Origin of the sequence: Pseudomonas sp. SC3(2021), from assembly GCF_019856535.1 — a bacterium.
GTDB lineage: Bacteria > Pseudomonadota > Gammaproteobacteria > Pseudomonadales > Pseudomonadaceae > Aquipseudomonas > Aquipseudomonas monsensis.
Window position 1 is genome coordinate 5,862,021 of the sequence record NZ_CP082236.1, and the last position, 25,782, is coordinate 5,887,802.

The window sequence follows — 25,782 nt, forward strand, 5'->3', positions numbered from 1 at the left end:
CCGCCAGATCACTGGCGAGGCTTTTTCATGGGCGTTTGGCAAAGGCTCAACGCGATGGTGTCGATCAGCGTTCGATTGCGCCATTGGCTGTTCTTCATCAGATAGGCCTGCATTCGCTTGCGGTCCTCGGTAACACACGCGATCAGGTAGGTTTGGAAACGTCGTCGGGTTCAGTGGATGAGCAATCCGGGCGGTCTATGTCGGCTCGTTGTTGAGTTGAACCCTATGAACTTCGCCAATGTTCTTTGAATAGGCGAGGTTTCCCGCCATGACCAAAAACGGTGATGTCAGCGTTGATCATCAATAGCATTAGCCGTCGGGCCAAAACCGACCATACTCAACAAGTCAATTGACCTGCATCATGCTTTGTTGCATTCGCTACACCATTCAGGTTTTTTACCCAACGCGACCAAAGGTCGCACCCTTGAGCCAGAGCGACAGGCGTATCATTGCGCCACTGCTTTACCCCCTTTTGACCTTGGTTGGCACGTATCGACCGAGGCATTTTTCCACTGCCGTGGGATGCAATGATGAGCAACCAGATTCCGGTACACGACGTCACGCCACCGAGCAAGAACGCGAACAACAGCGTCGATCTTTACGCCTCACGAGAAAAAATCTACACCCGCGCCTTCACCGGCCTGTTTCGCAATCTGCGGATGATGGGCGGCGCCGCGCTGTTCCTGCTGTACTTCGGCACGGTCTGGCTGAGTTGGGGCGGCCATCAGGCGGTGTGGTGGAATTTGCCCGAGCGCAAGTTCTTCATCTTCGGCGCCACGTTCTGGCCTCAGGACTTCATTCTGCTTTCCGGCCTGTTGATCATTGCCGCATTCGGGCTGTTCTTCATCACCGTGTATGCCGGTCGTGTGTGGTGCGGCTACACCTGCCCGCAAAGCGTGTGGACGTGGATTTTCATGTGGTGCGAGAAGGTCACCGAAGGCGACCGCAACCAGCGCATCAAGCTCGACAAGGCGCCGATGAGCGCCAACAAATTCGCGCGTAAATTCGCCAAACACGCGCTGTGGTTGTTGATCGGTTTTGTCACCGGCATGACCTTCGTCGGCTATTTCTCGCCGATCCGCGAACTGGTGTTCGAGTTCTTCACCGGTCAGGCCGATGGCTGGTCGTACTTCTGGGTCGGCTTCTTCACCCTCGCCACTTACGGCAACGCCGGCTGGCTGCGCGAACAGGTGTGCATCTACATGTGCCCGTATGCACGCTTCCAGAGCGTGATGTTCGACAAGGACACCCTGATCGTGTCCTACGATCCGCGTCGCGGCGAAAGCCGTGGGCCGCGCAAGAAAGGCGTCGACTACAAGGCCCAGGGCCTGGGCGACTGCATCGACTGCACCATGTGCGTTCAAGTCTGCCCGACCGGTATCGACATCCGTGACGGCCTGCAGATCGAATGCATCGGCTGCGCCGCGTGCATCGACGCCTGCGACGCGATCATGGACAAGATGGACTATCCACGCGGGCTGATCAGCTACACCACCGAACACAACCTGTCTGGCCAGAAAACCCATAAACTGCGGCCACGCCTGATCGGCTACGCGGTGGTGCTGCTGGCGATGATCAGCCTGTTGGTCACTGCGTTCTTCATGCGTTCGCTGGTCGGTTTCGACGTCAGCAAAGACCGCGTGCTGTACCGCGAAAACGCCGAAGGCCGGATCGAGAACGTCTACAGCCTGAAGATCATGAACAAGGATCAGCGCGACCACACCTACGTGCTGGAAGCCGCCGGCCTGCCGGATCTGCGCCTGCAGGGCCGACGCGAGATCAAGGTGCCGGCCGGGGAGATTTTCAGCATGCCGGTCGAACTGTCGAGCGCACCGGAACAATTGCCATCGAGCACCAACGAGGTGAAATTCATCCTCAAGGACGCCGATGACGACAGCGTCCACGTTGAAGCCAAGAGCCGATTCATCGGCCCACAAATCCGTTGAGAGAACTGAACATGCCCGCCGCAAACGCCGCAAGTCCTTGGTACAAGCACCTTTGGCCATGGATCATCATCGGGATTCTGGCCTGTTCGGTGACGTTGACCCTGTCCATGGTGACCATCGCGGTAAACAACCCGGACAACCTGGTCAACGACAACTATTACGAGGCCGGCAAAGGCATCAACCGCTCGCTGGACCGTGAACTGTTGGCGCAGAACCTGAAGATGCGTGCTGCCGTGCATCTGGATGACGTCACCGGCGAAGTTGATCTGCGCCTCAGCGGTGACAGTCAACCGAAGACGCTGGAATTGAACCTGATTTCGCCGACCCAGCCGGAGAAGGATCGCAAGATCGTCCTGACCCGCAGTGAAACTGAGACCGGGCGTTACATCGGCCAGTTGGGTGACAAGGTTGAAGGCCGGCGATTTGTCGAGTTGCTCGGCAGTCAGGATGATCACGTGTGGCGCATGTTCGAAGAAGAGCTGGTCAGCCATGACAAGGAGCTGTTGCTCGGCGACGAACCCTTGCAAGGCGCCGAAGACCTGAAGAAATGAATCAACCTCAGAAGCCCCTCACCCTAACCCTCTCCCCGAGGGAGAGGGGACTGATCTCGAGCGCTTGCACGCTTTGCGTATGCCAGTAACGATGTCGGCGACTGAATTTGTTCTCCCGGCCCGCACCGATCAGCGCCCTCACCCAGAGAGAGAGGGGACTGATCTCGAGCGCTTGCACGCTTTGCGTATGCCAGTAACGATGTCGGCGACTGAATCTGTTCTTCCGGTTCACACCGATCGGCTCCCTCTCCCCCCGGGAGAGGGCTGGGGTGAGGGCAAGCGGACAACTCCAATGCAAGGGTTTGACCCCTCGACGATGCCATGACCACCCCACTCCCCTGCTACCACTGCGCCCTGCCCGTCCCGTCCGGCAGCCGCTTCACCGCTGTCGTGCTCGGGGAGTCCCGCGAGTTCTGCTGCCCGGGCTGCCAGGCGGTGGCCGAAGCCATCGTTGCCGGCGGCCTCGAAAGTTATTACCAGCACCGCAGCGAAGCCTCGGCCAACCCCGAAGCGCTGCCGGTGCAACTGACCGATGAACTGGCGCTGTACGACCGCACCGACGTGCAAAAGCCGTTCGTTCGCCATGAAGGCGAGCTGGCCGAAACCACTCTGTTGATGGAAGGCATCAGTTGCGCCGCCTGCGGCTGGCTGATCGAGAAACACCTGCGCACCCTGTCGGCGGTGGCCGAGGCACGGCTGAATCTGTCCAACCATCGCCTGCATGTACGCTGGGCCGACGCGCAATTGCCGCTGAGCCAGATCCTCGCCGAACTGCGGCACATCGGTTACGCCGCTCACCCGTATCAAGCCGACCGCGCCAGTGAACAACTGGCCAGCGAAAACCGTCTGGCCCTGCGTCAGCTCGGGGTCGCCGGCCTGCTGTGGTTCCAGGCGATGATGGCGACAATGGCGACGTGGCCGGAATTCAACATCGACCTCAGCCCCGAGCTGCACACGATCCTGCGCTGGGTCGCGCTGTTCCTCACCACGCCGATCGTGTTCTATAGCTGCGCGCCGTTCTTCAAAGGCGCGATGCGCGATCTGCGCACCCGTCACCTGACCATGGATGTCTCGGTGTCGCTGGCCATCGGCAGCGCCTACATCGCCGGGATCTGGACCTCGATCACCGGGGTCGGCGAACTGTATTTCGATGCGGTCGGAATGTTCGCACTGTTCCTGCTCGCCGGGCGTTACCTGGAACGCCGCGCCCGCGAACGCACCGCGGCGGCAACGGCACAACTGGTCAATCTGCTGCCGGCCTCGTGCCTGCGCCTCGACGATAACGGCCAGAGCGAACGCATTCTGCTCAGCGAGTTGCGCCTGGGCGACCGGGTGCTGGTGCAGCCCGGTGCGATCCTGCCGGCCGACGGCAAAATCCTCGACGGCCAGTCGAGCATCGACGAATCGCTGCTGACCGGCGAATACCTGCCGCAACCGCGCACCTTGGGCGATGCGGTCACCGCCGGCACCCTGAATGTCGAGGGCGCACTGACCGTCGAAGTACTGGCGCTGGGTCAGGACACGCGGCTGTCGGCCATCGTCCGCCTGCTGGATCGCGCCCAGGCCGAGAAACCACGACTCGCGGAAATCGCCGACCGCGCCGCGCAATGGTTCCTGCTGTTGTCGCTGCTTGCGGCGGCAGCCATCGGTCTGTTGTGGTGGCAACTGGATGCATCGCGGGCCTTCTGGATTGTCCTGGCCATGCTGGTCGCCACGTGCCCGTGCGCGCTGTCGCTGGCGACGCCAACCGCCCTCACCGCCGCTACCGGCACCCTGCACAAACTCGGCCTGCTGCTGACACGCGGGCATGTGCTGGAAGGCCTCAATCAGATCGACACGGTGATTTTCGACAAGACCGGTACGTTGACCGAAGGCCGCCTGGTGCTGCGTTCGATCCGGCCACTGGCAGCGCTGGACAGCGATCAGTGCCTGAGCCTCGCCGCGGCCCTGGAAAACCGTTCCGAGCACCCGATTGCCCGCGCGTTCGGCCGCGCCCCGCTGGCCGCTGAAGAGGTGCACAGCGCACCGGGACTCGGCCTCGAAGGCCTGGTCGGCGCACAGCGTCTGCGCATCGGTCAGGCTGAATTTGTCTGCGCCCTCAGCGGCGCCGCGCTGCCAGCCGTGCCGAGCGAACCGGGGCAATGGCTGCTGCTCGGCGATGTTCAGGGGCCGCTGGCCTGGTTCGTTCTCGACGACCGCCTGCGTGATGACGCGCCGGCCCTGCTGGCTGCATGCAAGGCCCGCGGCTGGCGCACGCTGCTGCTGTCCGGCGACAGCTCGCCGATGGTCGCCAGCGTCGCCGCCGAACTGGGCATCGACGAGGCACGCGGTGGCCTGCGCCCGGACGACAAGCTGCAGGTGCTGCAACAGTTGCATAAGGAGGGGCGCAAGGTGTTGATGCTGGGGGATGGCGTCAATGACGTGCCGGTCCTCGCCGCCGCCGACATCAGCGTGGCCATGGGCTCGGCCACCGATCTGGCGAAAACCAGTGCCGACGCGGTGCTTCTGTCCAATCGTCTCGACGCCCTGGTGCAGGCCTTCACACTGGCGCGCCGGACCCGTCGGGTCATCATCGAGAACCTGCTGTGGGCCGCGCTGTACAATGGCCTCATGTTGCCGTTTGCCGCCCTCGGCTGGATCACTCCGGTGTGGGCGGCGGTCGGTATGTCGATCAGTTCGTTGACCGTGGTGCTCAATGCCCTGCGCCTGACTCGTCTGCCGAGTGCGCCGGCCACCCGCCTCACGGCGCAAACCCGTCCGTTGCCGGCCTGAGCCGCGCGGACCTGGAGTACCGATGCCAGCTCTTTACGTGATGATCCCGGCCGCCCTGCTGATCGTGGCCATCGCCGTGTACATCTTCTTCTGGGCGGTGGACAGCGGCCAGTACGACGACCTCGACGGTCCGGCGCACAGCATCCTGTTCGACGATCAGGACCCGAACCACACCGCGGCGGTGGACGAAGCCAACGCGCACAAACCGGACGACAAGGCGCCACCTCATGCTTGAACTGGCGCCCCTGCTAGTGTCGGCACTGATCCTCGGCCTGCTCGGCGGCGGCCATTGCCTGGGGATGTGCGGCGGTTTGATGGGCGCGCTGACGCTGGCGATTCCCAAGGAGCAGCGCAGCCGGCGTTTTCGCTTGCTGCTGGCATACAACCTTGGACGAATCTTCAGTTACGCAACGGCCGGGTTGCTTATCGGGCTGGCCGGCTGGGCCGTGGCCAATAGTCCTGCCGCGTTGTTTATGCGGGTGCTGGCCGGGCTGCTGCTGATCGCGATGGGCTTGTATCTGGCGGGATGGTGGAGCGGCCTCACCCGTATCGAAAGCCTCGGCCGTGGGTTGTGGCGCTACATTCAACCGGTGGCCAACCGCTTGTTGCCGGTGTCGAGCCTGCCTCGTGCACTATTGCTCGGCGCCTTGTGGGGCTGGCTGCCCTGCGGGCTGGTTTATAGCACGTTGCTGTGGTCGGCGAGTCAGGGCAATGCGCTCGACAGTGCGCTGTTGATGCTGTCGTTCGGGCTGGGGACGTGGCCGGTGTTGCTCGCCACGGGGCTGGCGGCGGAACGGGTGACCGCGCTGCTGCGCAAGCGCAGCGTGCGCATGGCCGGCGGTTTGCTGGTGATTGTCTTCGGTATCTGGACCTTGCCGGGGCCGCATCAGCATTGGCTCATGGGCCACTGACCTGTGGCGAGGGAGCAAGCGCCCTCACCACAAAAGCGGTCACTCCTCGCACCCGTTGATGCAAATCAAGAGCCCTTTCGCCGCACCTCGATAGACTCGCCACACTGCCAGCCTATCCGGGGGAATGCCCGCATGCTCGACGCCATTCGTTGGGACACTGATCTGATCCGCCGCTACGACCTGGCGGGGCCGCGCTACACCTCGTATCCGACGGCCGTGCAATTTCACAGTCAGGTCGGCACGTTCGATCTGTTCCATGCCCTGCGCGACAGCCGCAAGGCCCTGCGCCCGTTGTCGCTGTATGTGCACGTGCCGTTCTGCGCGAACATTTGCTACTACTGCGCCTGCAACAAGGTCATCACCAAGGATCGCGGCCGTGCCCTGCCATACCTGCAACGTCTGGAGCAGGAAATCCAGTTGATCGCCTGCCACCTCGACCCGGCACAAAAGGTCGAGCAACTGCACTTTGGTGGCGGCACGCCGACCTTTCTCAGCCACGACGAACTGCGGCAGTTGATGGCGCACCTGCGCAAGCACTTCAATCTGCTGGATGACGACTCGGGCGATTACGGCATCGAAATCGACCCGCGCGAAGCCGACTGGTCGACCATGGGCCTGCTGCGCGAACTGGGGTTCAACCGGGTCAGCATCGGCCTGCAAGACCTCGACCCGGCGGTGCAGCGCGCGGTCAATCGCCTGCAAAGCCTTGAAGAAACCCGTGCAGTGATCGACGCGGCGCGCACCCTGCAGTTTCGCTCGATCAACATCGACCTGATTTATGGTTTGCCGAAGCAGACCCCGGAGAATTTCGCCCGCACGGTCGAGGAAGTCATCAGCCTGCAACCGGACCGGCTCTCGGTGTTCAACTATGCGCACCTGCCGGAACGCTTCATGCCGCAGCGGCGCATCAACGGCAACGAGCTGCCGAGCCCGGCGCAGAAACTGGAAATGCTGCAGCGCACCATCGAACAACTGACCGCCGCCGGTTACCGCTACATCGGCATGGATCACTTTGCCCTGCCCGACGATGAACTGGCGATTGCCCAGGAAGAAGAAACCCTGCAACGCAACTTCCAGGGCTACACCACCCACGGTCACTGCGACCTGATCGGGCTAGGGGTTTCCGCGATCAGTCAGATTGGCGACCTGTACTGCCAGAACAGCAGCGATCTCAGCCACTACCAGAACACCCTCGCCGCCGCGCAACTGGCGACCAGCCGTGGCTTGGTGTGCAACGCCGATGACCGTCTGCGCCGCGCAGTGATTCAGCAACTGATCTGCAACTTCAGCCTGGTATTCGCCGATATCGAGCAGCCATTCAACATTGATTTCCAGGGCTATTTCGGCGCGCTGTGGCCACAACTGCAAGGAATGGCCGACGATGGCCTGATCAGCCTGCAACGTGAACGGATCGACGTCCTGCCAGCCGGACGTCTGTTGGTGCGCTCGGTGTGCATGGTCTTCGACGCCTACCTGGAACACCAGAACCGTCAGCGCTTCTCGCGGGTGATTTAGTTTTTCATCAGCAGCGCGGCGGTTTTCATGGTCTGCTCCGGGGTCAGGTTCGACTGGTTCATGACCTTGGACAGGGACAGGTTGGCGGTGATCAAACCGTTGTTCAGTGCCGCGATGGCGCCTTTGAGCGCGGCGAGTTTGGCAAGTTTCACTTCGGTGGACAGGGTCTTGTCGGCCATGACCGCTTTGATCCGCGCATTTTTTTCGGCGATCTGTTGTTGCAACTGGCGGATCATCTTCAGCAATTGCTGAATGTTCTCCGGCAGGCCGCTCTCTTCGATGTCGCGGTTATCGCCGCCGGCGCCGGCGGACTTTTCGATGGCGGCACCGGACAGCGACACTTTGATGCCTTCGACCAAGGTCGGGGTTGCCAATAGTGAGGTGCCGGCCTCCTGTTCGTCGCCGGTCGCGGCTCGCGAGGTGTCCAGCAACGACGCTACGCCACTGCTACCGGGGTTAAGCGTGCCAATGGCGGCCATCGACGGGTTCCTTGTATGCGCGTTGATACCTGATTATCGGCTGCAGGTGCTGCGGCTTTATGGCCGCAGGACAAAGTCGCCTCAGACTGGCCTGAATGTCCTCCCGTGAGTTACCCTTACGGCTTATGTGTGTTTTCCCACAAGGATTAAAGAAATGTCTGAGCCAGTAAAACTGCGCGCTCACAACCAGGCCCATTGCAAGGATTGCAGCCTGGCCCCTCTTTGCCTGCCACTTTCTCTGAATCTGGAAGACATGGATGCGCTGGACGAAATTGTTAAACGCGGTCGCCCGTTGAAAAAAGGCGAGTTCCTGTTCCGCCAGGGCGACACGTTCGATTCCGTTTATGCAGTACGCTCCGGCGCCTTGAAGACCTTCAGCCTGAGCGACACCGGCGAAGAACAGCTGACCGGCTTCCACCTGCCGAGCGAGCTGGTTGGCCTGTCCGGCATGGACACCGAGAAGCACCCGGTGTCCGCCCAGGCGCTGGAAACCACCTCCGTCTGCGAAATTCCTTTCGAACGCCTCGATGAACTGGCCCTGCAACTGCCGCAGTTGCGCCGCCAGTTGATGCGCGTGATGAGCCGGGAAATCCGCGACGATCAGCAAATGATGTTGCTGCTGTCGAAAAAAACCGCCGATGAGCGCATCGCGACGTTCCTGGTCAATCTGTCGGCACGCTTCCGCGCCCGCGGCTTCTCGGCCAATCAGTTCCGCTTGAGCATGTCGCGCAATGAAATCGGCAACTACCTGGGGCTGGCCGTGGAAACCGTCTCGCGGGTATTCACGCGCTTCCAGCAGAACGAACTGATTGCTGCCGAAGGCAAAGAGATTCATATCCTCGACCCGATCCAGCTCTGCGCCCTGGCCGGCGGCTCGCTCGAAGGCTGATCGCGACCCGCGGCCGAGCGAACCGTTTCAGCCGCGGGTATACTGCGCCGTTTGCAGCCCTGCCAGGACACCTCGACGATGGTCTTCGACTCCTTCGACATCAAATCCTTGATCCGCCCCGTGATCGACTTCCCGAAACCGGGCGTGATCTTTCGCGACATCACCCCGCTGTTCCAGTCGCCAACGGCCCTGCGCCTGGTGATGGACAGCTTCGCCCACCGCTATGTCGAAGCCGACTTCACCCACATCGGCGCGATGGACGCCCGTGGTTTTCTGATCGGTTCGGTACTGGCCTATCAACTGAACAAGCCGCTGGTGCTGTTCCGCAAGCAAGGCAAGCTGCCGGCGGACGTGTTGGCCGAAGGTTATGCGACGGAGTACGGCGAAGCGTTCCTCGAAGTGCATGCCGACAGCCTGTGCGAAGGTGATTCGGTGGTGATGTTCGATGACCTGATCGCCACGGGCGGCACGCTGATTGCGGCGGCCAACCTGATTCGCCGGATGGGTGCGCGGGTGCATGAGGCGGCGGCGATCATTGATTTGCCAGAGCTTGGGGGTTCGCAGCGACTTGAGGACATGGGCATCCCGACGTTCTGCCTGACGCAGTTTGCCCTGACTGACAAGTAAGCGGCGCCCCCACTGACGCCATTGCTGGCAAGCCAGCGCCCACAGTGATTTCAGTCGTTCACAAATATTGTGTACGCGCCAAAAACCTGTGGGAGCGGGCTTGCCAGCGATGGCGCCAGCGGCTTCACCAACCATTCAAAGCCCCATCTGCTTGCTGATGATTTCGTTCATCACCTCCCGCGTCCCGCCGCCAATCGACAAGATGCGGTTATCCCGATACAGCCGCTCCACCAGACTCTCGCGCATATAACCCAACCCGCCAAGAATCTGCACCGCCTCGGTGGTGATCCGGTCCGACGTGTCCGTGGCAAAGTTTTTCGCCATGGAAATCTCCTTGATCACACTCTGCCCCGCCGCCATCTTCGCCGCCTGCCGATAGGTGAACTCCCGCGAGACCTCCAGCGCCGTGGCCATTTCGGCGAGGCGATGCTTGATCACTTGAAACTTGCCGATCGGTTTACCAAACGCCTCACGCTCGCGCGCCCACTTCAGGGCCTCTTCCAGCGCCAGCTGTGAGGTCATGTTGGCCATCAGTGCCAACGCCAGGCGCTCGCTCTGGAAGTTGCCCATGATGCAGGCGAAGCCCATGTTCTCGGCGCCGATCAGGTTTGCCAGCGGCACGCGACAATCGTCGAAAAACAGTTCAGCCGTGTCTGACGCCCACCAGCCCATTTTCTTCAGTTGGCGGCCAACGGTGAAACCGGGCGTGCCCTTCTCGATCAGCAACAGGCTGATACCGCCGAAACCCGGCGCGCCGGTGCGCACCGCCACGGTGTAGAAATCGGCGCGCACGCCGCTGGTAATAAACGTCTTGCTGCCGCTGACGCGGTAGAACTCGCCGTCACGCACAGCACGGGTTTGCAGGTTGGCGACGTCGGAGCCGCCGCCGGGCTCGGTGATGGCCAGGGCGCTGATTTTCTCGCCGCTGAGCACCTGTGGCACCACGCGATCACGGACTTCAGGCCGCGCCCATTTGACGATCGGCGGCAAGCCGATATCCAGCGAACCCAGCCCCGCCACCAGGCCGCCAGAGCCACAGCGCATCAACTCCTCACTGGCGGCGACCTTGGCGAACAGATCGCCTTCGTGGCTGCCACCCAGCGCTTCGGGATAACCGATGCCGAGAATCCCCGCCGCCCCGGCCTTCAGGTACAACTCACGGGGGAAGCTTTCGGCTTCTTCCCACGCATCAATATCCGGCAGGATCTCGCGTTCGACAAAACGTCTGACGCTGTCGCGGACCATTTGGTGGCTGGGGTCGAAGTATTCGTGGAAGGCAGGCATGGGCAAACTCCACTAGAGGGTTCGCCGAACTTAACCGAGCGCTTGCTTGGTTTTCAACAAGATTGTGCAAGCCAGGGAAACCGGGGGGGTCATTGCTGGCAAGCCAGCGCCCACAGGTCCGGAGTTGTTCACCCTGTTTGGTGATCAATACAAATCACTGTGGGAACTGGTCCGCCGGCGATAAGGCCAGATCAGGCCATACAAATATCAGAGGGAAATCGGCTTACGCCCGGCAAACGAATGCGCCAGCGTCCCGCCATCGACCAACTCCAGCTCACCACCCAACGGCACGCCGTGAGCAATGCGCGAAGCGATCAGGCCTTTGTTGGCGAGAAGCTGCGCGATGTAATGCGCCGTGGCCTCACCTTCCACCGTCGGGTTGGTGGCGAGGATGACCTCGGTAAACGTGCCCGCCTCTTCAATTCGCGTCATCAATTGCGGAATGCCGATGGCCTCAGGCCCAAGGCCATCGAGCGGCGACAGATGCCCCTTGAGCACGAAGTAGCGTCCACGGAACCCGGTCTGTTCGACCGCGTAGACATCCATCGGCCCTTCGACCACACACAACAAGGTGTCATCGCGGCGGGTATCGGCGCATTGCGGGCACAGATCGTCTTCGGTCAACGTGCGGCACTGGCGGCAATGACCGACCCCTTCCATGGCCTGACTCAGGGACTGGGCCAGGCGCGTACCGCCGCTGCGATCACGCTCGAGCAACTGCAACGCCATGCGCTGGGCGGTTTTCTGACCCACACCCGGCAAAATTCGCAGGGCGTCGATCAGTTGGCGAATCAAAGGGCTGAAGCTCATGGGTAAAAAGTCCGACAAAACAACGAGACGCGGTTTATACCCGCGCCTCTGGCCAGCGTCAAATACTCAGTCTGTGGCGACCTTCACCACCAGTTTGCCGAAGTTGCGCCCTTCCAGCAGGCCGATAAACGCCTCGGGGGCCAGCTCCAGGCCCTCGACCACGTCCTCGCGGAACTTTACCTTGCCTTCGCGCACCCACGGCACCATGTGGCTGATGAATTCCGGCTGACGATCACCGTAGTCATCGAACACGATAAAGCCCTGAATGCGCACACGCTTGGTCAGCAACGTGCGTTGCAGCATCGGCAGGCGGTCCGGGCCTTGCGGCGCTTCGGCAGCGTTGTAACCGGCAATCAGCCCGCACAACGGAATGCGCGCCTTGGGATTGAGCAGCGGCACCACCGCGTCGAAGACATGACCGCCGACGTTTTCGTAATAGATGTCGATGCCTTGCGGGCACGCCTTCGCCAGCTGTTCGGCAAAGTCCGGCGCCTTGTGATCGATGCAGGCGTCGAAACCCAGTTCCTCGACCACGTATTTGCACTTCTCGGCCCCACCGGCCACACCGACCGCACGCAGGCCTTTGATCTTCGCCACCTGGCCGACCACCGAGCCCACGGCGCCGGAGGCGGCGGCCACCACCAGGGTTTCCCCTTCTTTCGGCTGACCGATGTCCATCAGCCCCATGTACGCGGTCATGCCCGGCATGCCGAGCACACCGAGGGCCATCGACGGGCTCGGCAGCCCGGCAGGGATCGGGATGATGTTGCGTCCGTCACTGATGCTGTGGCTTTGCCAGCCTGTGGCGCCGACCACCAGATCGCCCTTGTGGAATTTCGGATGACGCGAGTCCTCGACACGGCTGACAGCGCCACCGGTCATGACTTCGCCGATTTGTACCGGAGCGGCGTAGGACGGGGCGTCGCTCATGCGTCCGCGCATATAGGGGTCAAGCGACAGGTACAGGGTTTTCAGCAGGATCTGGCCATCTTCGAGGTCGGGCAACGCTTCGCGCTCCAGGCGGAAGTTTTCCGGGGTCGGCGCGCCCACAGGACGAGAGGCAAGGACAAAACGTTGATTGAGGGTAAGAGGGTCGGACATGTCAGCGTCTCCTGTGAATGATGAATTCCGGGGTATAGGGAGCAGACCGTTGTGGCAATAGCAGGTTCGATGTTTCTACTGTGAACCTGGGGCGAGGGAGATCACAAGACGCGCACTCCAGGAGGCGCCAGAAACAAAAATGCCAAGCGCAATGCCTGGCATTTTGTGTAGCTCATCTGCCGCCGTATGGCGAATCAGAATGGCAGTTTCATACCGGCTGGCAGGTTCATGCCAGCGGTCATGCTGCCCATTTTTTCCTGGCTGTTGGCTTCAATCTTGCGCACGGCGTCGTTGACGGCGGCAGCAACCACGGCTTCCAGCATCTCCTTGTCGTCTTCGCTCAGGCCTTCGACCAGGCTTGGGTCGATGCTCACGCTTTTCACGTCGTGACGACCGGTCATCACCACGGTGACCATATCGCCACCGGCTTTACCGGTGACTTCGGCGTTGGCCAGTTCTTCCTGCATCTTGGCCATTTTTTCCTGCATCTGCTGCGCCTGCTTCATCAGGCCGGCCATGCCACCTTTCATCATGGGAATCACCTCAAAAGTACTTGGATCAAAACAGCGTCCGCCCTGTGCGGCCGGACGCCTTCAGTTATTAGCCTTGGGGGACCAAAGCGTCGACAGGTTCAATAGTATCGTGTCGCACCACCGCGCCGAACTGCTGGACCATCTGCTGGATGAACGGATCACCGTGGATCGACTCCTCCGCCTCGCGCTGACGGTTGGCCCGGCGACGCGACGCAGCCTGGGCCGGGGTTTCCTGCTCGGGCTTGATCAGCTCGATGGTCAGGCTCAGCGTACGACCGTGAAACTGGTTCAATGCATCGTTCAGGCGCCGCTGTTGCGTGGCATTGAACAGTGCACTGTGCGCCGGGTCCAGGTGCATCAGCCAGTGATCGCCATCGACGGCGATCAGCGTGCAGTTGGCGGCGATGCTGCCGGTCATGCCGGAGATCGGCAATTGCGGGAACAGCTCCAGCCATTGCAGTGCAAGACCGGTGGCCGGCGCTGCCGCAGGTTCCGGCTCGGGTTCCGGCGCTGGCTCAGCAGCGTGTTCGCTGGCCAGTTCGTCGAGGTAACTGTAGGCCGAATCCATGTCCGGCTCGATGTAATCCTCGTCCAGCGGCGGCTCGTCGTCCAGGTCCATGCCCGGGGTGGCGGCATCGACGTCGGCAACCGACGGCTCGGGAATCGGCGCAGCGGCCCATTCCGGCGCATCCGGGACCACGCTGTCCGGAGTCGGCAGCGGCATCGGCGGCAACTCGGGCTGCTCGGCAGCGGTTTCCAGTACCGGTTCGACGGCGGGTTGCTGCACGGGCTCTGGCTCGGCTTCAACCGGGTCGTTCCACGGCAGGTCGACCACCGCTGCGGCGATGACCGGCTCAGGTTCTGGCTCGGCAACCACGACGGGCGCAACCGGTGCAGGTTCCGGAACCGGTGCCGGGGCCACCACGGGCGTCGGAGCCGGCGCAACAGCCGCAGCGACTACCGGCGCAGGCTTGGGCGCGGCAGCCACTGAGTTTGCGGAATCAACTGTGGCCTGGCTGATCCCCACTGGCTTTAGCGGTTGCCTCGGGGCGTCCGCCGTGTCCGCCGGCCGGAAGGCCAGCATCCGCAGCAGCACCATCTCGAAACCGCCACGCGGGTCCGGCGCCAGCGGCAAATCGCGGCGGCCGATCAGGCCCATCTGGTAATAGAACTGCACGTCTTCGGCAGGCAATGCCTGGGCCAGCGCCAATACGCGATCGCGGTCGCCATGACCGTTATCGACGCCTTCCGGCAGCGCCTGGGCGATGGCGACGCGGTGCAGCACGTTGAGGATTTCCGAGAGCACGCCGTTCCAGTCCGGGCCTTGCTCGGCCAGGTGCCGTACGGCCTCGAGCAGCGCCTTGGCGTCGCCTTCGATCAAAGAATGCAGGACGTCGTAGACCTGACCATGGTCCAGCGTGCCGAGCATCGCCCGCACGTCGGTGGCCAGGACCTTGCCCTCACCGAAAGCGATGGCCTGATCGGTCAGGCTCATGGCGTCCCGCATCGAACCGTCAGCAGCGCGACCGAGCAACCACAGGGCATCGTCTTCGAACGGCACGTTCTCGGCGGTCAGAACGTGGGTCAAATGCTCGACCACGCGCTCCGGTGTCATGTTCTTCAGGGAGAACTGCAGGCATCGCGACAAAATCGTTGCCGGAAGTTTCTGCGGGTCAGTGGTCGCCAGGATGAACTTGACGTACGGCGGCGGCTCTTCGAGGGTTTTCAGCAGCGCATTGAAGGAATGGCTGGAGAGCATGTGCACTTCGTCGATCAGGTAGACCTTGAAGCGCCCGCGGCTCGGCGCGTACTGCACGTTGTCGAGCAGTTCGCGGGTGTCTTCGACCTTGGTGCGGCTCGCGGCGTCGATCTCGATCAGGTCGACGAAACGGCCCTCGTCGATTTCCCGGCACACCGAGCACTCACCGCAGGGGCTGGAAGTGATACCTGTCTCACAGTTCAGGCATTTGGCAATGATCCGCGCAATTGTGGTTTTACCCACCCCACGCGTCCCGGTGAACAGGTAGGCGTGGTGCAGCCGCTGGCTGTCCAAGGCATTGATCAGAGCCTTGAGCACATGGGTCTGGCCGACCATTTCGCGGAACGAGCGCGGACGCCATTTACGTGCAAGAACCTGATAACTCATCGAAAACCGTCGCAACGAAGGAAGCTGAAGCGGCTAATGCTAGCGGAGCAAGGGCAAAATTGCATCCGGTGTGCTCGTCTAATATGGCTAAGCTGCATGAGCAGAGGCTTTTATCGGCTCGGGATGGGGAATTACCGGAGCGTTTATGCGTTGGGCCTTGGCGGCTTTGTTGGGAATCAGCCTGAGCACGTCCGCAGCGGAGCCCCCGCTGCGCTTCGCCATGCCCGACAGCTGGGCCATGCCGATGGTGCAATTGGAACACGGCCGCCCGACCCAGGGCATTCTGTACGACCTCATGCTCAGTCTCGCCACTCAGGTCGGCGTGCCGGCGCAATTCCATGTCCTGCCCCGCGCCCGGGTACAGACGGCCATGGAACAAGGCGCGATCGACGTGCGCTGCTATGCCGCGCAGTCGTGGCTGCCGAATCAGTCCGGCGATTACATCTGGAGCATTCCGCTGCTGTTTCAGCGTGATCTGCTGGTCAGCCGCAAGGCACCGTTGACCCGTGTCGACCCGACCACCCTGCCGCGCCAATCGATCGGCACCGTGCTCGGCTACACCTACCCGACGCTGCAACCCCTGTTCGATGCCGATCAACTGCAGCGCGAAGATGCGCGCAATCAGGAACAGGTGCTGGAGAAGCTGCTGGCCGGGCGTTATCGCTATGCGGTGAGCAACCAGTGGACGCTGGACTGGTTCAATCAGCGATTGATACCTGAACAGCAGCTGCAAGGCGTGGCGGTGCTACAGGAGCAGAAGGTCGGGTGCTATGTGCGCAATGACCCGAAAGTACCGGTGCAGCGGATCTTGCGCACATTGCTGCGGATGAAGATGTCGGGGGAGATTGATGAGATTATCCGGTTGTATACCGGTCGTGCAGAACCAGGGGCCTGAGCACACATGGCCATCGTAAGCCTGTTCGATAGCTGACGGCCTGCTCGACAGTTCGTGCAACAAAGACACAATAAAAAACCACCTGAACAGGTGGTTTTTTCGGGCCCAAACAGCGCGTTTTGCTGAATCCTTACGGTTGCAAGAAGCGCCCGGCAAATCGCCAGTGTTGCGGCGAGTGGCGCGTCATCACGATCAGATCGCCTTTTTTGACATTGATCCGGCTTTGCATCGGAATCAGTCGAGGATCCTTTACGACCGTATCTTCAGACGCCACGGTGTAGGAAAACCCCGCCCAACGATGAACACCGTTGTAGAGCTCGCAATCGAGCGTAGGAAATGCGCCCATCTTGCCTACGCACTTGGTGACTTCTTCGGTGTAGAGCGGGGTCATCTTATCCGCGCCGTAGTAGGCAAGAACGTAACCCTCAATGGAGTTCTTCAATTCCAGCGTGGTGTAACCCGCTGAATCGCCGCCATCATCGGTGAGTTCGACCTTGCGCGAAAAGTAGTCGCGGGCCGCTGCGGTTTCCGCATCCTGAGCCTCTTGTTGCTCAGGCGTCAGCGGCGTGGCGCAGGCTGCGAGCAACGTGGATGCCAACAGGCAGAGGAAGAGTTTTGGAAATGACATGAAAAGCCTCCTGGCAACAGCAAAGAATGAAGCGGAAGATCGACAGGCATAAAAAAACCGCAGTGGGCGAAACCCATGCAGTTCTGTTTGAAGCGTTCGATTGTTCGTTAAGGTGGTAACCCCACCAGCCACACCCCGGCACACAATGTTCCCGCTGTGGCTGCTTCCTTCCGGATCTGACCAGGTTCACGGGTAATCGTTGCGGGGGGACCGATGGGGTCACCATAACGACGCTTGCCTGTCGGCGAGCCGCGCCATTGTACCTATCTGAAGCGAAGTTACAACCGTTGGTTGCAGATTAAAAATATGAACGGGTTCAAGGACATGCAGTGACGGCGAAAGACCGCAGCCGGCGCCAGCGCCTACAGGGTCAGGACTTCGTCTGCACGACCGCCCGCCTGCTGGATCACCAGATGAATGAAATGCAGTTTGGCAATCGCCGGCGCCGGCAGCACGAACGGGTAGAAATCCGGCTGACCCATGCTCCGTGACAGTTCATTGAGCATCCCTGCCAGCTCGATCCAGGCATTGACGAACGACAGGAATGCCGCACCGCCGGGGTGCTCCGGGTCGTACAGGGTGCCGGGCGGAAACGGCTGGTAGTCGAAATCCATTTCCCGCGCACTCATGCCGAAGCCCAGCGCGGTGTCCACCGCGTCCATCATGTGCAGGTAGTGCGCCCAGGTTTCTGCCCAGTCTTCCCACGGGTGCATGGTCGCGTAGGCGCTGACGTAGCGCTGCGGCCAGTCCAGTGGCGCGCCTTGCTGGTAATGGCGATCCAGAGCCTCGGCATAACTGGCGCGTTCGTCGCCGAACAGATCACGAAACGATCCGAGCCACGGGCCGTTGGCGATCAGGCGATCCCAGTAGTAATGCCCGACCTCATGACGGAAATGTCCGAGCAGCGTGCGATAGGGTTCATGCATCGCCGCCCGCACCTGTTCGCGGTGCGCGTCGTCGGCTTCCTTGATGTCGAGGGTGATCAGGCCGTTGGCGTGGCCGGTCATCGGCGCGTTGCCTTCAAGGTCGACGCCGATGAAATCGAAGGCCAGCCCGGCGTCTTCGTCCACGGTTTTCGGGATGACCTGCAAACCGAGCGTGATCAGTTGCGCGACCAGACGACGCTTGGCGATTTCGACCTTGCGCCAGCGCTCAGGGTTGTCCGGGACGGACAGGTCGGGGATGGTGCGATTGAGGCTGCAGGCGACGCACAGGCGGTCGTGATCGTTGGCCGGCAGCAGCCAGTTACACGCGGCGGGCGTGTCGAGGTTGGCGCAGCGGCGGAAAAGCCCGGCCTCAGGAGCGACGTCGAGGGTCCACGTGTCGGCCAGCAGCCCAGGCTGCAGCGAGGTCAGGCGGCTTTCTTCGGGTTGATAGCCAAGCAACGCATTGCAGGCCAGGCACTGGCTGTTGCGAAAGAACAGCGACTGGCCGCAGCGGCACGGCCAGACTTTACTGTTGCGTGAGGATTCACCCGTGAACGGCGCGACGATGCGCGAACTGAGCTGCTCGAAAAAGCGGTACATGGCGATCTCTCCCTGGGGCTTGCCAAGACTAGATCATTGCCGAGACAACATCGTTCCGAATACTCCACAGCTATTGGCTGATACCACAGGTTTTGGGTTCACCCAATGACTCAGGCGGAGATACCGTGGGTTTTGAGGAAGGCGATAAACGCTTCTTCGTCCATCACTTTCACGCCCAGCTCATTGGCTTTGGTCAGCTTGGAACCGGCCCCTGGGCCGGCGACCACGCAGTGAGTTTTTGCCGACACCGAACCGGCGACTTTCGCACCAAGGCTTTCCAGATGCTCCTTGGCGACATCGCGGCTCATCAACTCGACCTTGCCGGTCAACACCCAGGTCTCGCCGGACAGTGGCAGACCTTCGACGACTTTCTTCTCGCTCTGCCAGTGCATGCCGAAATCACGCAGCTGTTTCTCGGCGGACTCGGCGATCTGCCGATGCTCTGCCGATGCAAAGAACTCACGCACCGCGTTGGCCTGTTTTTCCGGCAGCGCCTGACGCATGTCCAGCCAGTCCGCATTCATCACGGCTTCCAGCGAACCAAACTTGTCCGCCAGTTTCTGCGCACCGCCGGGGCCGACCGAAGGAATGTGCAGTTTGTCGAGGAAACCACCCAGGGTGGTGCTGGCCGCAAACTCGGCGCCCAGCTCACCCTGATCCTGAATCTGCAAACCATGACCGAGCAACTCGCTGATGACCTGCTGGTTATGCGCATCTTCAAAGAAGCTGTGAATCTCGTGCGCCACCTCCAGCCCCACGTCCGGCAGATAGGTCAGCACTTGCGGCAGCGCCTGCTGCACGCGCTCCAGCGAACCCAGCGAGCGCGCCAGGACTTTGGCCGTCTCTTCGCCGACGTCGGGAATGCCCAGCGCGTAGATAAACCGCGCCAGCCCCGGCTGCTTGCTGTCTTCAATCGCCGCCAGCAGTTTGTTGCTGGACACTTCGGCGAAGCCTTCCAGATCGACGATGTCGTCGAACTTCAGCGCATACAGATCCGCCGGTGAACTGACCAGACCTTCATCGACCAGTTGCTCGACGCTCTTGTCGCCAAGGCCTTCGATATCCATCGCTCGACGCGAGACGAAGTGAATGATCGCCTGCTTCAATTGCGCACCGCAGGCCAGGCGACCGACGCAGCGATACACCGCGCCTTCGCTGACCGTTTCCTTGCCCTTGCTGCGCTTGATCAGTTGCGTACGCTCAACATGCGACCCGCACACCGGGCACGTCTGCGGGATCGCTACCGGCCGCGCATTTTCCGGACGGCGCTCGGTGACCACCTGCACCACTTGCGGAATCACGTCACCGGCGCGGCGGATGATCACCGTGTCGCCGATCATCAGCCCCAGGCGCGCGACTTCATCCATGTTGTGCAACGTCGCGTTGGCCACGGTGACACCTGCAACCTTGACCGGCTTCAGGCGCGCGACCGGCGTAACGGCGCCGGTGCGGCCGACCTGGAACTCCACGTCGAGCAGCTCGGTGAGCTCTTCCATCGCCGGGAATTTATGCGCGATCGCCCAGCGCGGTTCGCGGGCGCGGAAGCCCAGCTCGCGCTGATCGGCAATGCTGTTGACCTTGAACACCACGCCGTCGATTTCATAGGCCAGTGAATTGCGTCGTTCGCCGATGTCGCGGTAATAGTCCAGACACTCGCCAATGCCCTTGGCCAGTTTCAGCTCATGGCTGATCGGCAGACCCCACTGCTGCAACTGCTTGAGGTTGCCGATGTGGGTGTCGGAAATATCGTGGGAGACCTGACCGATGCCGTAGCAGCAGAATTCCAGCGGCCGGTTGGCGGTGATCTTCGAATCCAGCTGACGCAGACTGCCGGCAGCGGCGTTGCGCGGGTTGGCGAAGGTCTTGCCACCGACTTCCAGTTGCGAGGCGTTGAGGCGCTCGAAACCGGCCTTGGACATGAACACTTCACCGCGCACTTCCAGGGTCGCCGGCCAGCCTGCGCCGTGCAGCTTCAGCGGAATGTTGCGCACGGTGCGCACGTTGACGCTGATGTCTTCGCCAGTGGTGCCATCGCCGCGTGTGGCGCCGCGCACCAGCACGCCGTCCTGATACAGCAGGCTGACCGCCAGACCATCGAGCTTCGGTTCGCAGCTGTACTCCACCGCCGCGCCACCACCGAACAGATCGCCCGCCGGCAGATCCAGACCTTCGGTCACCCGGCGATCGAATTCGCGCATGTCGGTTTCTTCGAAGGCGTTGCCGAGGCTGAGCATCGGTACTTCGTGACGCACCTGAGTGAACGCGGTCAGTGCCACGCTGCCGACGCGTTGGGTCGGCGAGTCGCTGGTGATCAGTTCCGGGTGGGCCGCTTCCAGTGCCTTGAGCTCGTGGAACAACCGGTCGTACTCGGCGTCCGGAATGCTCGGCTCGTCGAGGACGTGGTAACGGTAGTTGTGCTGATCGAGTTCAGCGCGCAGCTCTAGAATGCGGGTTTTGGCGGCGGTCATGGGTGTTCTCTCATAAAGCAAAAGAGCAGCCGAGGCTGCTCAATCTATATTGCCGACTGCCTCTTGTGCCGAGGCAATCTTTTCAATCAACGCTTCTGGGTCAGGGCGCGGCGTTCGAATTCGACGATGCGCTGGCGGTAGTGCTCGATGGTCTGCGCGGTCAGAACACTGCGCTGGTCATCTTTCAGTTCGCCGTTCAGTTCCTGGGACAGCTTGCGGGCTGCCGCCACCATCACATCGAAGGCTTGCTTCGGATGACGCGGGCCTGGCAGGCCGAGGAAGAAGCTCACCGCCGGGGTGCTGAAATGGTCGATATCGTCCAGATCGAAGATCCCCGGTTTGACCGCGTTGGCCATGGAGAACAGCACTTCACCGTTGCCGGCCATGCTTTCGTGACGGTGGAAAATATCCATCTCGCCAAAACGCAGACCGCTTTCCAGAATGTTCTGCAACAGCGCCGGGCCTTTGAAGCCGGCGGCGTCGCGGCAGATCACGCTGATCACCAGGACTTCTTCGGCTTGCGGCTGGTCCTTGTCGACCACGGCCGGCGCAGGCTTGGTGTCTTCGACGAAATCGTCGTCACGGCTGCTGAAGCTCGGGCCACCGTCCAGATCGAGGTCGAGGTTCAGGTCGCCCTGGGCCGGACCGTTGCTGCCGCGCTTGCCACGCTTGGAGCCGGATTCACGAGGCTCGCGAGGTTCGCGGGCCGGCATGCTCACCGACGGCAGATCATGCTCGTCCAGTTGCGGTTCTTTATGTGTGTCCAGCACGCGGGCCGGGCCCAACAGCTCAGCGCTGGTGTCCTCGTCCGGCAGGTTGGACAGACTTCGGTCAAGACGGAATTTCAGTTTTCCCTTGCCGCCGCGCATACGGCGCCAGCCATCGAAAAGAATACCGGCTATCACAATGATGCCGATGACGATCAGCCACTCGCGCAGACCGATTTCCATGTAATCCCGTGCCTCTATAAAAAATGCTGAAAAATAAGGGGTTTACATTGTGCAAACCGCTTTAAAACGTGGCGCCAACTCTATGTTCTGACAGGCGTTTTGCCCACGTATACGAAAAATTGACATTAAACTAGCACGACCAAAGACAACTTTACACCGTCTGTCTCATTGGCTTGCGCGAATATGTCGATTGGCCAGCAAGTCGACCCCCGGTAAAAAAGTCCTACAACCCTCAATTACCTTTCCGACACCACGCTGGCTCAGGCGTCCACCATCGCCATCGCCTCCTCGACATCCACGGCTACCAGTCGCGAACAACCCGGCTCATGCATCGTCACGCCCATCAACTGCTCAGCCATTTCCATGGCGATCTTGTTGTGGGTGATGTAGATGAACTGCACGGTCTGCGACATCTCTTTGACCAAGCGTGCGTAGCGTCCAACGTTAGCGTCATCCAGTGGCGCGTCAACCTCATCGAGCATACAGAACGGCGCCGGATTCAATTTGAAGATGGCAAATACCAGTGCCAGTGCGGTCAGGGCCTTTTCCCCGCCAGAGAGCAAATGGATGGTGCTGTTCTTCTTCCCTGGCGGCTGCGCCATGATCGTTACCCCTGTATCGAGTAGATCTTCGCCCGTCAGTTCCAAATACGCGCGCCCGCCACCGAAAACTTTTGGGAAAAGCGCCTGTAAACCGCCATTGATCTGATCAAAGGTATCTTTGAAACGGTTACGGGTTTCCTTGTCGATCTTGCGAATCACGTTCTCCAGGGTCTCCAGGGCCTCGACCAGATCGGCGTCCTGAGCATCCAGATAACGTTTACGCTCGGATTGTTGCGTGTACTCGTCGATGGCCGCGAGGTTGATCGCGCCCAGGCGTTGAATCCGCGCGTTGATCCGTTCGAGTTCTTCTTCGGCTTCACGTTCACTGGCTTGCGCCGTCAATGTCGCGAGTACGCCGTTGAGATCGTAGCCGTCTTCGAGCAGTTGATCTTGCAAGGCCTTGCGGCGCACGGTCAGGGCTTGCCATTCCATGCGCTGCTGTTCGAGCTGGCCGCGGATCAGTTGCGATTGCTGCTCGGCCTGGGTCCGGCGTTTTTCCGCATCGCGCAGTTCGCGGTCGGCGTCTTCGAGGGCGATTTGCGCGGTCTTGAGTTCTTCGTCGACGGTCATGCGCTTGTCGAGCAACTCTTCAAGCTTCAGGCGCAGCTCTTCCAGCGGTGCCTCGCCCTCCTCCAGATTCAGACTCAACTGTTCGCGCTTTTCCGTCAGGCGCTCGGCCTGCATTTCCAGACGCTCCAACGCCTGACGCGTGGAGTCATGCTGCGCGCGCAACGAGCCGAGACGCACGGCCAACTGATGGGCGTGATCCTTGTGCTGCCGCGCTTCCTGACGCACGCGGTCGAGGCGTTCGCGCAGACTGTCGCGCTGGGCCAGCAGCAATTCGCGCTGTTCAGTGTCCAATGCCATGGCGTCCAGCGCTTCCTGCAATTGCATGCGCGCTTCGCCGATCTGCTCGTGCTCGAGTTCGCGTTGTTCGCCGAGTTCGATCAGTTCTTCATCGAGACGGGTGCGGCGCAAGGTCAGTTGCTCGGCCTTGGCTTTACCAGCGGACAACTGCGCTTTCAATTCGCCTTGCTGGCGTGCTTCGTCTTGCAGCAAGCGACGCAAATGTTCGCGGCCGTTTTCCTGCTGACGCTGTTGCGCGCGCAGGGTTTGCAAACGGGTTTCCATGGCTTCGACCGTGGCTTCGCGCTCTTCGCGCTCGAGATGCAAAGTCTCGATTTCCTGACCACGGGCGAGCATGCCGCTTTCCGCTTCGCTGGCCCGACGCACGCGCAGAAAATGCCGACCGACCCAATAACCATCGCGACTGATCAGGCTCTGGCCGGCGCTCAATTGTCCGCGCAATGCCAATGCCTGCTCCAGGCTGTCGACCGGTTTGACCTGGCCCAGCCACGGCGACAGATCAATCTGCGCTTCGACTTTGTCCAGCAGGCTGCCCGCCACGCGCACGCCATCGTTGCCCGGACTGAGCAGGCGCAGATCGCCCTGGCTGAACCCGGACAGATCGAAACCGCTGAAATCGTCGACCAGCACCGCTTGCAGATCGGCGCCGAGCACGGTTTCCACCGCCAGCTCCCAACCCGCCTCGACCTTCAGGCCTTCGGCCAGACGTGGGCGCTCAGCGAGATTATGTTCCTTCAACCATTCGGCGGTGCCGGTGCCCGGATCGAGCGCAGCTTGCTGCAAGGCTTCCAACGAAGCCAGCCGGCCGTTGAGGCGTTGCAGATCGCCCTGCGCCTGTTGTTGCGCGGTCAGTGCCTGCTGCAACTCCTGACGCAGTTGCTCAAGTTTTTCGACCTGCGCTTCTTCGCTGGTCTGCAAATCTTCAAGCGTCGCTTCGGACTCGGCGAGTTGCTCGTTGAGCGCCATGATCGCCGCGTCTTCGGGATCGGCCGAGAGCAACGCGCGCTCTTCACCGAGACGCTTCTGCCGATCGGCCAGGCGCTCCATGCTGGTTTCCAGCTGCTGGATGCGCGACTGCTGCACTTCGGCCTGACGTCGCGGTTCAGCGGCGGTCAGGTTGAAAGCGTCCCACTGCTCCTGCCAGCCATGCATGACGCTTTCGGAATCTTCCAGCGCAGCAGCGGCTTCTTCGGCGGCAGCGCTGGTGACTTCCTGTTCCGGGGTCAGCATGTCCAGCTCTTCGCCGAGAGTCAGCAGCAACGTGCGGTCGTGCCCCAGGTGCGATTCGGTTTCCAGCCGCGCCCGCTCGGCTTCTTTCAGATCGTCCTGCAACTGGCGCAGGCGTTGCTGACCGTGCTGGATACTCTGCTCGACCCGGGCAATGTCGCCGCCGACCGAATAGAAGCGTCCCTGCACCAGATTGAAGCGCTCGGACAGGTCGTGGTGACCGTCGCGCAGGCGTTCAATCGCGGCATCGGCATTGCGCTGCTCGGCGACCAGCGCCTCGAAACTGATTTCCTGGGTGCCGATGATTGACTCGCGCTGGCCGACCTGATCGTTCAGATCCTGCCAGCGCAGGGCCGACAGTTGCGCCTTGAGCTGACGCTCCTCGGCCTTGAATTCCTGATACTTCTTCGCCGCTTCGGCCTGACGGTGCAAGCGTTCGAGCTGACGCTCGAGTTCTTCGCGCAGGTCAGTCAGGCGGGCGAGGTTTTCGTGGGTGCGGCGGATACGGTTTTCGGTCTCGCGGCGGCGCTCCTTGTACTTGGAGATGCCCGCCGCTTCTTCGATAAAGTTGCGCAGGTCTTCGGGCTTGGATTCGATCAGCTTGGAGATCATGCCTTGTTCGATGATCGAATAGCTGCGCGGGCCGAGGCCGGTGCCGAGGAAGATATCGGTGATGTCGCGACGACGGCATTTGGTGCCGTTGAGGTAATAAGTAGTCTGGCTGTCGCGGGTGACTTTACGGCGGATGGAAATCTCCGCGTAAGCCGCGTACTCGCCCAGCAGCGTGCCGTCGGAGTTGTCGAACACCAGTTCGATGCTCGCCTGGCTCACTGGTTTGCGGCTGGTCGAGCCGTTGAAGATGACGTCGGTCATCGACTCGCCACGGAGGTTCTTCGCCGAACTCTCGCCCATCACCCAACGCACGGCGTCGATGATGTTCGACTTGCCGCAACCGTTCGGCCCGACGACCGCCGCCATGTTACTGGGGAAGTTCACCGTGGTCGGGTCGACGAAGGATTTGAATCCCGCCAGTTTGATGCACTTGAGCCGCACGC

Annotated in this window: 20 protein-coding genes and 1 other RNA gene; 9 read left to right on the forward strand and 12 right to left on the reverse strand. The window is 61.4% G+C overall.

Annotated elements, in window-relative coordinates; genetic code table 11:
* Positions 1–530 precede the first annotated feature (530 nt).
* The 6 genes from ccoG (at position 531) to hemN (ending at position 7,695) form a co-directional block, all read left to right on the forward strand.
* Positions 531–1,946 carry a cytochrome c oxidase accessory protein CcoG gene (gene ccoG, locus K5Y35_RS26000; RefSeq protein WP_123463559.1) on the forward strand — a complete coding sequence of 472 codons (1,416 nt, stop codon included), beginning with the start codon at positions 531–533 and terminating at the stop codon, positions 1,944–1,946.
* A gap of 11 nt (positions 1,947–1,957) precedes the next feature.
* Positions 1,958–2,497: a FixH family protein gene (locus K5Y35_RS26005; RefSeq protein WP_128614875.1), complete on the forward strand. Its 540-nt coding sequence runs from the start codon at positions 1,958–1,960 to the stop codon at positions 2,495–2,497.
* 321 nt (positions 2,498–2,818) lie between these two features.
* On the forward strand, positions 2,819–5,269 hold the full coding sequence (locus tag K5Y35_RS26010; protein WP_222833318.1) for a heavy metal translocating P-type ATPase: 2,451 nt from the start codon (positions 2,819–2,821) through the stop codon (positions 5,267–5,269).
* Positions 5,270–5,291: 22 nt separating this feature from the next.
* Positions 5,292–5,504, forward strand: coding sequence for a cbb3-type cytochrome oxidase assembly protein CcoS (gene ccoS, locus K5Y35_RS26015; RefSeq protein ID WP_128615624.1), 213 nt, complete (start codon positions 5,292–5,294; stop codon positions 5,502–5,504).
* Positions 5,497–6,180: a sulfite exporter TauE/SafE family protein gene (locus tag K5Y35_RS26020; RefSeq protein WP_222833319.1), complete on the forward strand. Its 684-nt coding sequence runs from the start codon at positions 5,497–5,499 to the stop codon at positions 6,178–6,180. The genes ccoS and K5Y35_RS26020 overlap by 8 nt, the downstream gene beginning before the upstream one ends.
* Before the next feature lie 132 nt (positions 6,181–6,312).
* Positions 6,313–7,695 carry an oxygen-independent coproporphyrinogen III oxidase gene (hemN, locus tag K5Y35_RS26025; protein WP_128615625.1) on the forward strand — a complete coding sequence of 461 codons (1,383 nt, stop codon included), beginning with the start codon at positions 6,313–6,315 and terminating at the stop codon, positions 7,693–7,695.
* On the opposite strand, the gene K5Y35_RS26030 is transcribed toward hemN, so the two are convergent.
* Entirely contained in the window at positions 7,692–8,174 is a 483-nt protein-coding gene (locus tag K5Y35_RS26030; RefSeq protein ID WP_123463573.1) for a hypothetical protein, read from the reverse strand. The genes hemN and K5Y35_RS26030 overlap by 4 nt on opposite strands.
* A gap of 154 nt (positions 8,175–8,328) precedes the next feature.
* On the opposite strand from K5Y35_RS26030, the gene fnr reads away from it, so the two are divergent.
* Positions 8,329–9,063: a fumarate/nitrate reduction transcriptional regulator Fnr gene (fnr, locus tag K5Y35_RS26035; protein ID WP_025110355.1), complete on the forward strand. Its 735-nt coding sequence runs from the start codon at positions 8,329–8,331 to the stop codon at positions 9,061–9,063.
* Between the two features lie 78 nt (positions 9,064–9,141).
* Positions 9,142–9,690, forward strand: coding sequence for an adenine phosphoribosyltransferase (locus tag K5Y35_RS26040; RefSeq protein ID WP_027921719.1), 549 nt, complete (start codon positions 9,142–9,144; stop codon positions 9,688–9,690).
* 135 nt (positions 9,691–9,825) lie between these two features.
* Here K5Y35_RS26040 and K5Y35_RS26045 read toward each other — a convergent pair whose 3' ends face one another.
* From K5Y35_RS26045 to dnaX, 5 genes are all read right to left on the reverse strand, one after another.
* Positions 9,826–10,974, reverse strand: coding sequence for an acyl-CoA dehydrogenase family protein (locus K5Y35_RS26045; RefSeq protein ID WP_123463575.1), 1,149 nt, complete (start codon positions 10,972–10,974; stop codon positions 9,826–9,828).
* Between the two features lie 207 nt (positions 10,975–11,181).
* Positions 11,182–11,784, reverse strand: coding sequence for a recombination mediator RecR (gene recR / locus K5Y35_RS26050; protein WP_123463576.1), 603 nt, complete (start codon positions 11,782–11,784; stop codon positions 11,182–11,184).
* Positions 11,785–11,850: 66 nt separating this feature from the next.
* Positions 11,851–12,885 carry an NADP-dependent oxidoreductase gene (locus K5Y35_RS26055; RefSeq protein ID WP_222833320.1) on the reverse strand — a complete coding sequence of 345 codons (1,035 nt, stop codon included), beginning with the start codon at positions 12,883–12,885 and terminating at the stop codon, positions 11,851–11,853.
* Between the two features lie 194 nt (positions 12,886–13,079).
* On the reverse strand, positions 13,080–13,418 hold the full coding sequence (locus K5Y35_RS26060; RefSeq protein WP_003223337.1) for a YbaB/EbfC family nucleoid-associated protein: 339 nt from the start codon (positions 13,416–13,418) through the stop codon (positions 13,080–13,082).
* A 67-nt stretch (positions 13,419–13,485) separates the two neighbouring features.
* Positions 13,486–15,564: a DNA polymerase III subunit gamma/tau gene (gene dnaX, locus K5Y35_RS26065; RefSeq protein WP_222833321.1), complete on the reverse strand. Its 2,079-nt coding sequence runs from the start codon at positions 15,562–15,564 to the stop codon at positions 13,486–13,488.
* Positions 15,565–15,709: 145 nt separating this feature from the next.
* Between dnaX and K5Y35_RS26070 the strand changes: the two genes are divergently transcribed.
* The gene (locus K5Y35_RS26070; protein ID WP_123463582.1) at positions 15,710–16,459 is read left to right on the forward strand and encodes a substrate-binding periplasmic protein; all 750 of its coding nucleotides are present in this window, start codon (positions 15,710–15,712) and stop codon (positions 16,457–16,459) included.
* 130 nt (positions 16,460–16,589) lie between these two features.
* Here the strand turns inward: K5Y35_RS26070 and K5Y35_RS26075 are convergent, their stop codons facing one another.
* The 6 genes from K5Y35_RS26075 to smc form a co-directional block, all read right to left on the reverse strand.
* Positions 16,590–17,087, reverse strand: a complete 498-nt coding sequence (locus K5Y35_RS26075) for a hypothetical protein (RefSeq protein WP_222833322.1) — start codon at positions 17,085–17,087, stop codon at positions 16,590–16,592.
* A gap of 119 nt (positions 17,088–17,206) precedes the next feature.
* Positions 17,207–17,303: signal recognition particle sRNA small type (gene ffs / locus K5Y35_RS26080), an RNA gene on the reverse strand.
* Between the two features lie 146 nt (positions 17,304–17,449).
* Entirely contained in the window at positions 17,450–18,613 is a 1,164-nt protein-coding gene (locus K5Y35_RS26085) for a putative zinc-binding metallopeptidase (protein ID WP_222833323.1), read from the reverse strand.
* Positions 18,614–18,723: 110 nt separating this feature from the next.
* Positions 18,724–21,081, reverse strand: coding sequence for an NAD-dependent DNA ligase LigA (gene ligA, locus K5Y35_RS26090; protein ID WP_222833324.1), 2,358 nt, complete (start codon positions 21,079–21,081; stop codon positions 18,724–18,726).
* A gap of 86 nt (positions 21,082–21,167) precedes the next feature.
* Positions 21,168–22,031 (reverse strand): cell division protein ZipA, encoded by an 864-nt coding sequence (gene zipA, locus K5Y35_RS26095; RefSeq protein WP_123463590.1) that lies wholly within the window; start codon positions 22,029–22,031, stop codon positions 21,168–21,170.
* 260 nt (positions 22,032–22,291) lie between these two features.
* Complete coding sequence (smc, locus tag K5Y35_RS26100; protein ID WP_222833325.1) at positions 22,292–25,780, reverse strand: chromosome segregation protein SMC; 3,489 nt, start codon at positions 25,778–25,780, stop codon at positions 22,292–22,294.
* Positions 25,781–25,782: the final 2 nt, after the last annotated feature.

Coding starts and splice junctions, on each gene's coding strand:
- ccoG (WP_123463559.1), top strand. CDS start 531: ATGAGCAACCAGATTCCGGTACACGACGTCACGCCACCGAGCAAGAAC.
- K5Y35_RS26005 (WP_128614875.1), top strand. CDS start 1,958: ATGCCCGCCGCAAACGCCGCAAGTCCTTGGTACAAGCACCTTTGGCCA.
- K5Y35_RS26010 (WP_222833318.1), top strand. CDS start 2,819: ATGACCACCCCACTCCCCTGCTACCACTGCGCCCTGCCCGTCCCGTCC.
- ccoS (WP_128615624.1), top strand. CDS start 5,292: ATGCCAGCTCTTTACGTGATGATCCCGGCCGCCCTGCTGATCGTGGCC.
- K5Y35_RS26020 (WP_222833319.1), top strand. CDS start 5,497: ATGCTTGAACTGGCGCCCCTGCTAGTGTCGGCACTGATCCTCGGCCTG.
- hemN (WP_128615625.1), top strand. CDS start 6,313: ATGCTCGACGCCATTCGTTGGGACACTGATCTGATCCGCCGCTACGAC.
- K5Y35_RS26030 (WP_123463573.1), bottom strand. CDS start 8,174: ATGGCCGCCATTGGCACGCTTAACCCCGGTAGCAGTGGCGTAGCGTCG.
- fnr (WP_025110355.1), top strand. CDS start 8,329: ATGTCTGAGCCAGTAAAACTGCGCGCTCACAACCAGGCCCATTGCAAG.
- K5Y35_RS26040 (WP_027921719.1), top strand. CDS start 9,142: ATGGTCTTCGACTCCTTCGACATCAAATCCTTGATCCGCCCCGTGATC.
- K5Y35_RS26045 (WP_123463575.1), bottom strand. CDS start 10,974: ATGCCTGCCTTCCACGAATACTTCGACCCCAGCCACCAAATGGTCCGC.
- recR (WP_123463576.1), bottom strand. CDS start 11,784: ATGAGCTTCAGCCCTTTGATTCGCCAACTGATCGACGCCCTGCGAATT.
- K5Y35_RS26055 (WP_222833320.1), bottom strand. CDS start 12,885: ATGTCCGACCCTCTTACCCTCAATCAACGTTTTGTCCTTGCCTCTCGT.
- K5Y35_RS26060 (WP_003223337.1), bottom strand. CDS start 13,418: ATGATGAAAGGTGGCATGGCCGGCCTGATGAAGCAGGCGCAGCAGATG.
- dnaX (WP_222833321.1), bottom strand. CDS start 15,564: ATGAGTTATCAGGTTCTTGCACGTAAATGGCGTCCGCGCTCGTTCCGC.
- K5Y35_RS26070 (WP_123463582.1), top strand. CDS start 15,710: ATGCGTTGGGCCTTGGCGGCTTTGTTGGGAATCAGCCTGAGCACGTCC.
- K5Y35_RS26075 (WP_222833322.1), bottom strand. CDS start 17,087: ATGTCATTTCCAAAACTCTTCCTCTGCCTGTTGGCATCCACGTTGCTC.
- K5Y35_RS26085 (WP_222833323.1), bottom strand. CDS start 18,613: ATGTACCGCTTTTTCGAGCAGCTCAGTTCGCGCATCGTCGCGCCGTTC.
- ligA (WP_222833324.1), bottom strand. CDS start 21,081: ATGACCGCCGCCAAAACCCGCATTCTAGAGCTGCGCGCTGAACTCGAT.
- zipA (WP_123463590.1), bottom strand. CDS start 22,031: ATGGAAATCGGTCTGCGCGAGTGGCTGATCGTCATCGGCATCATTGTG.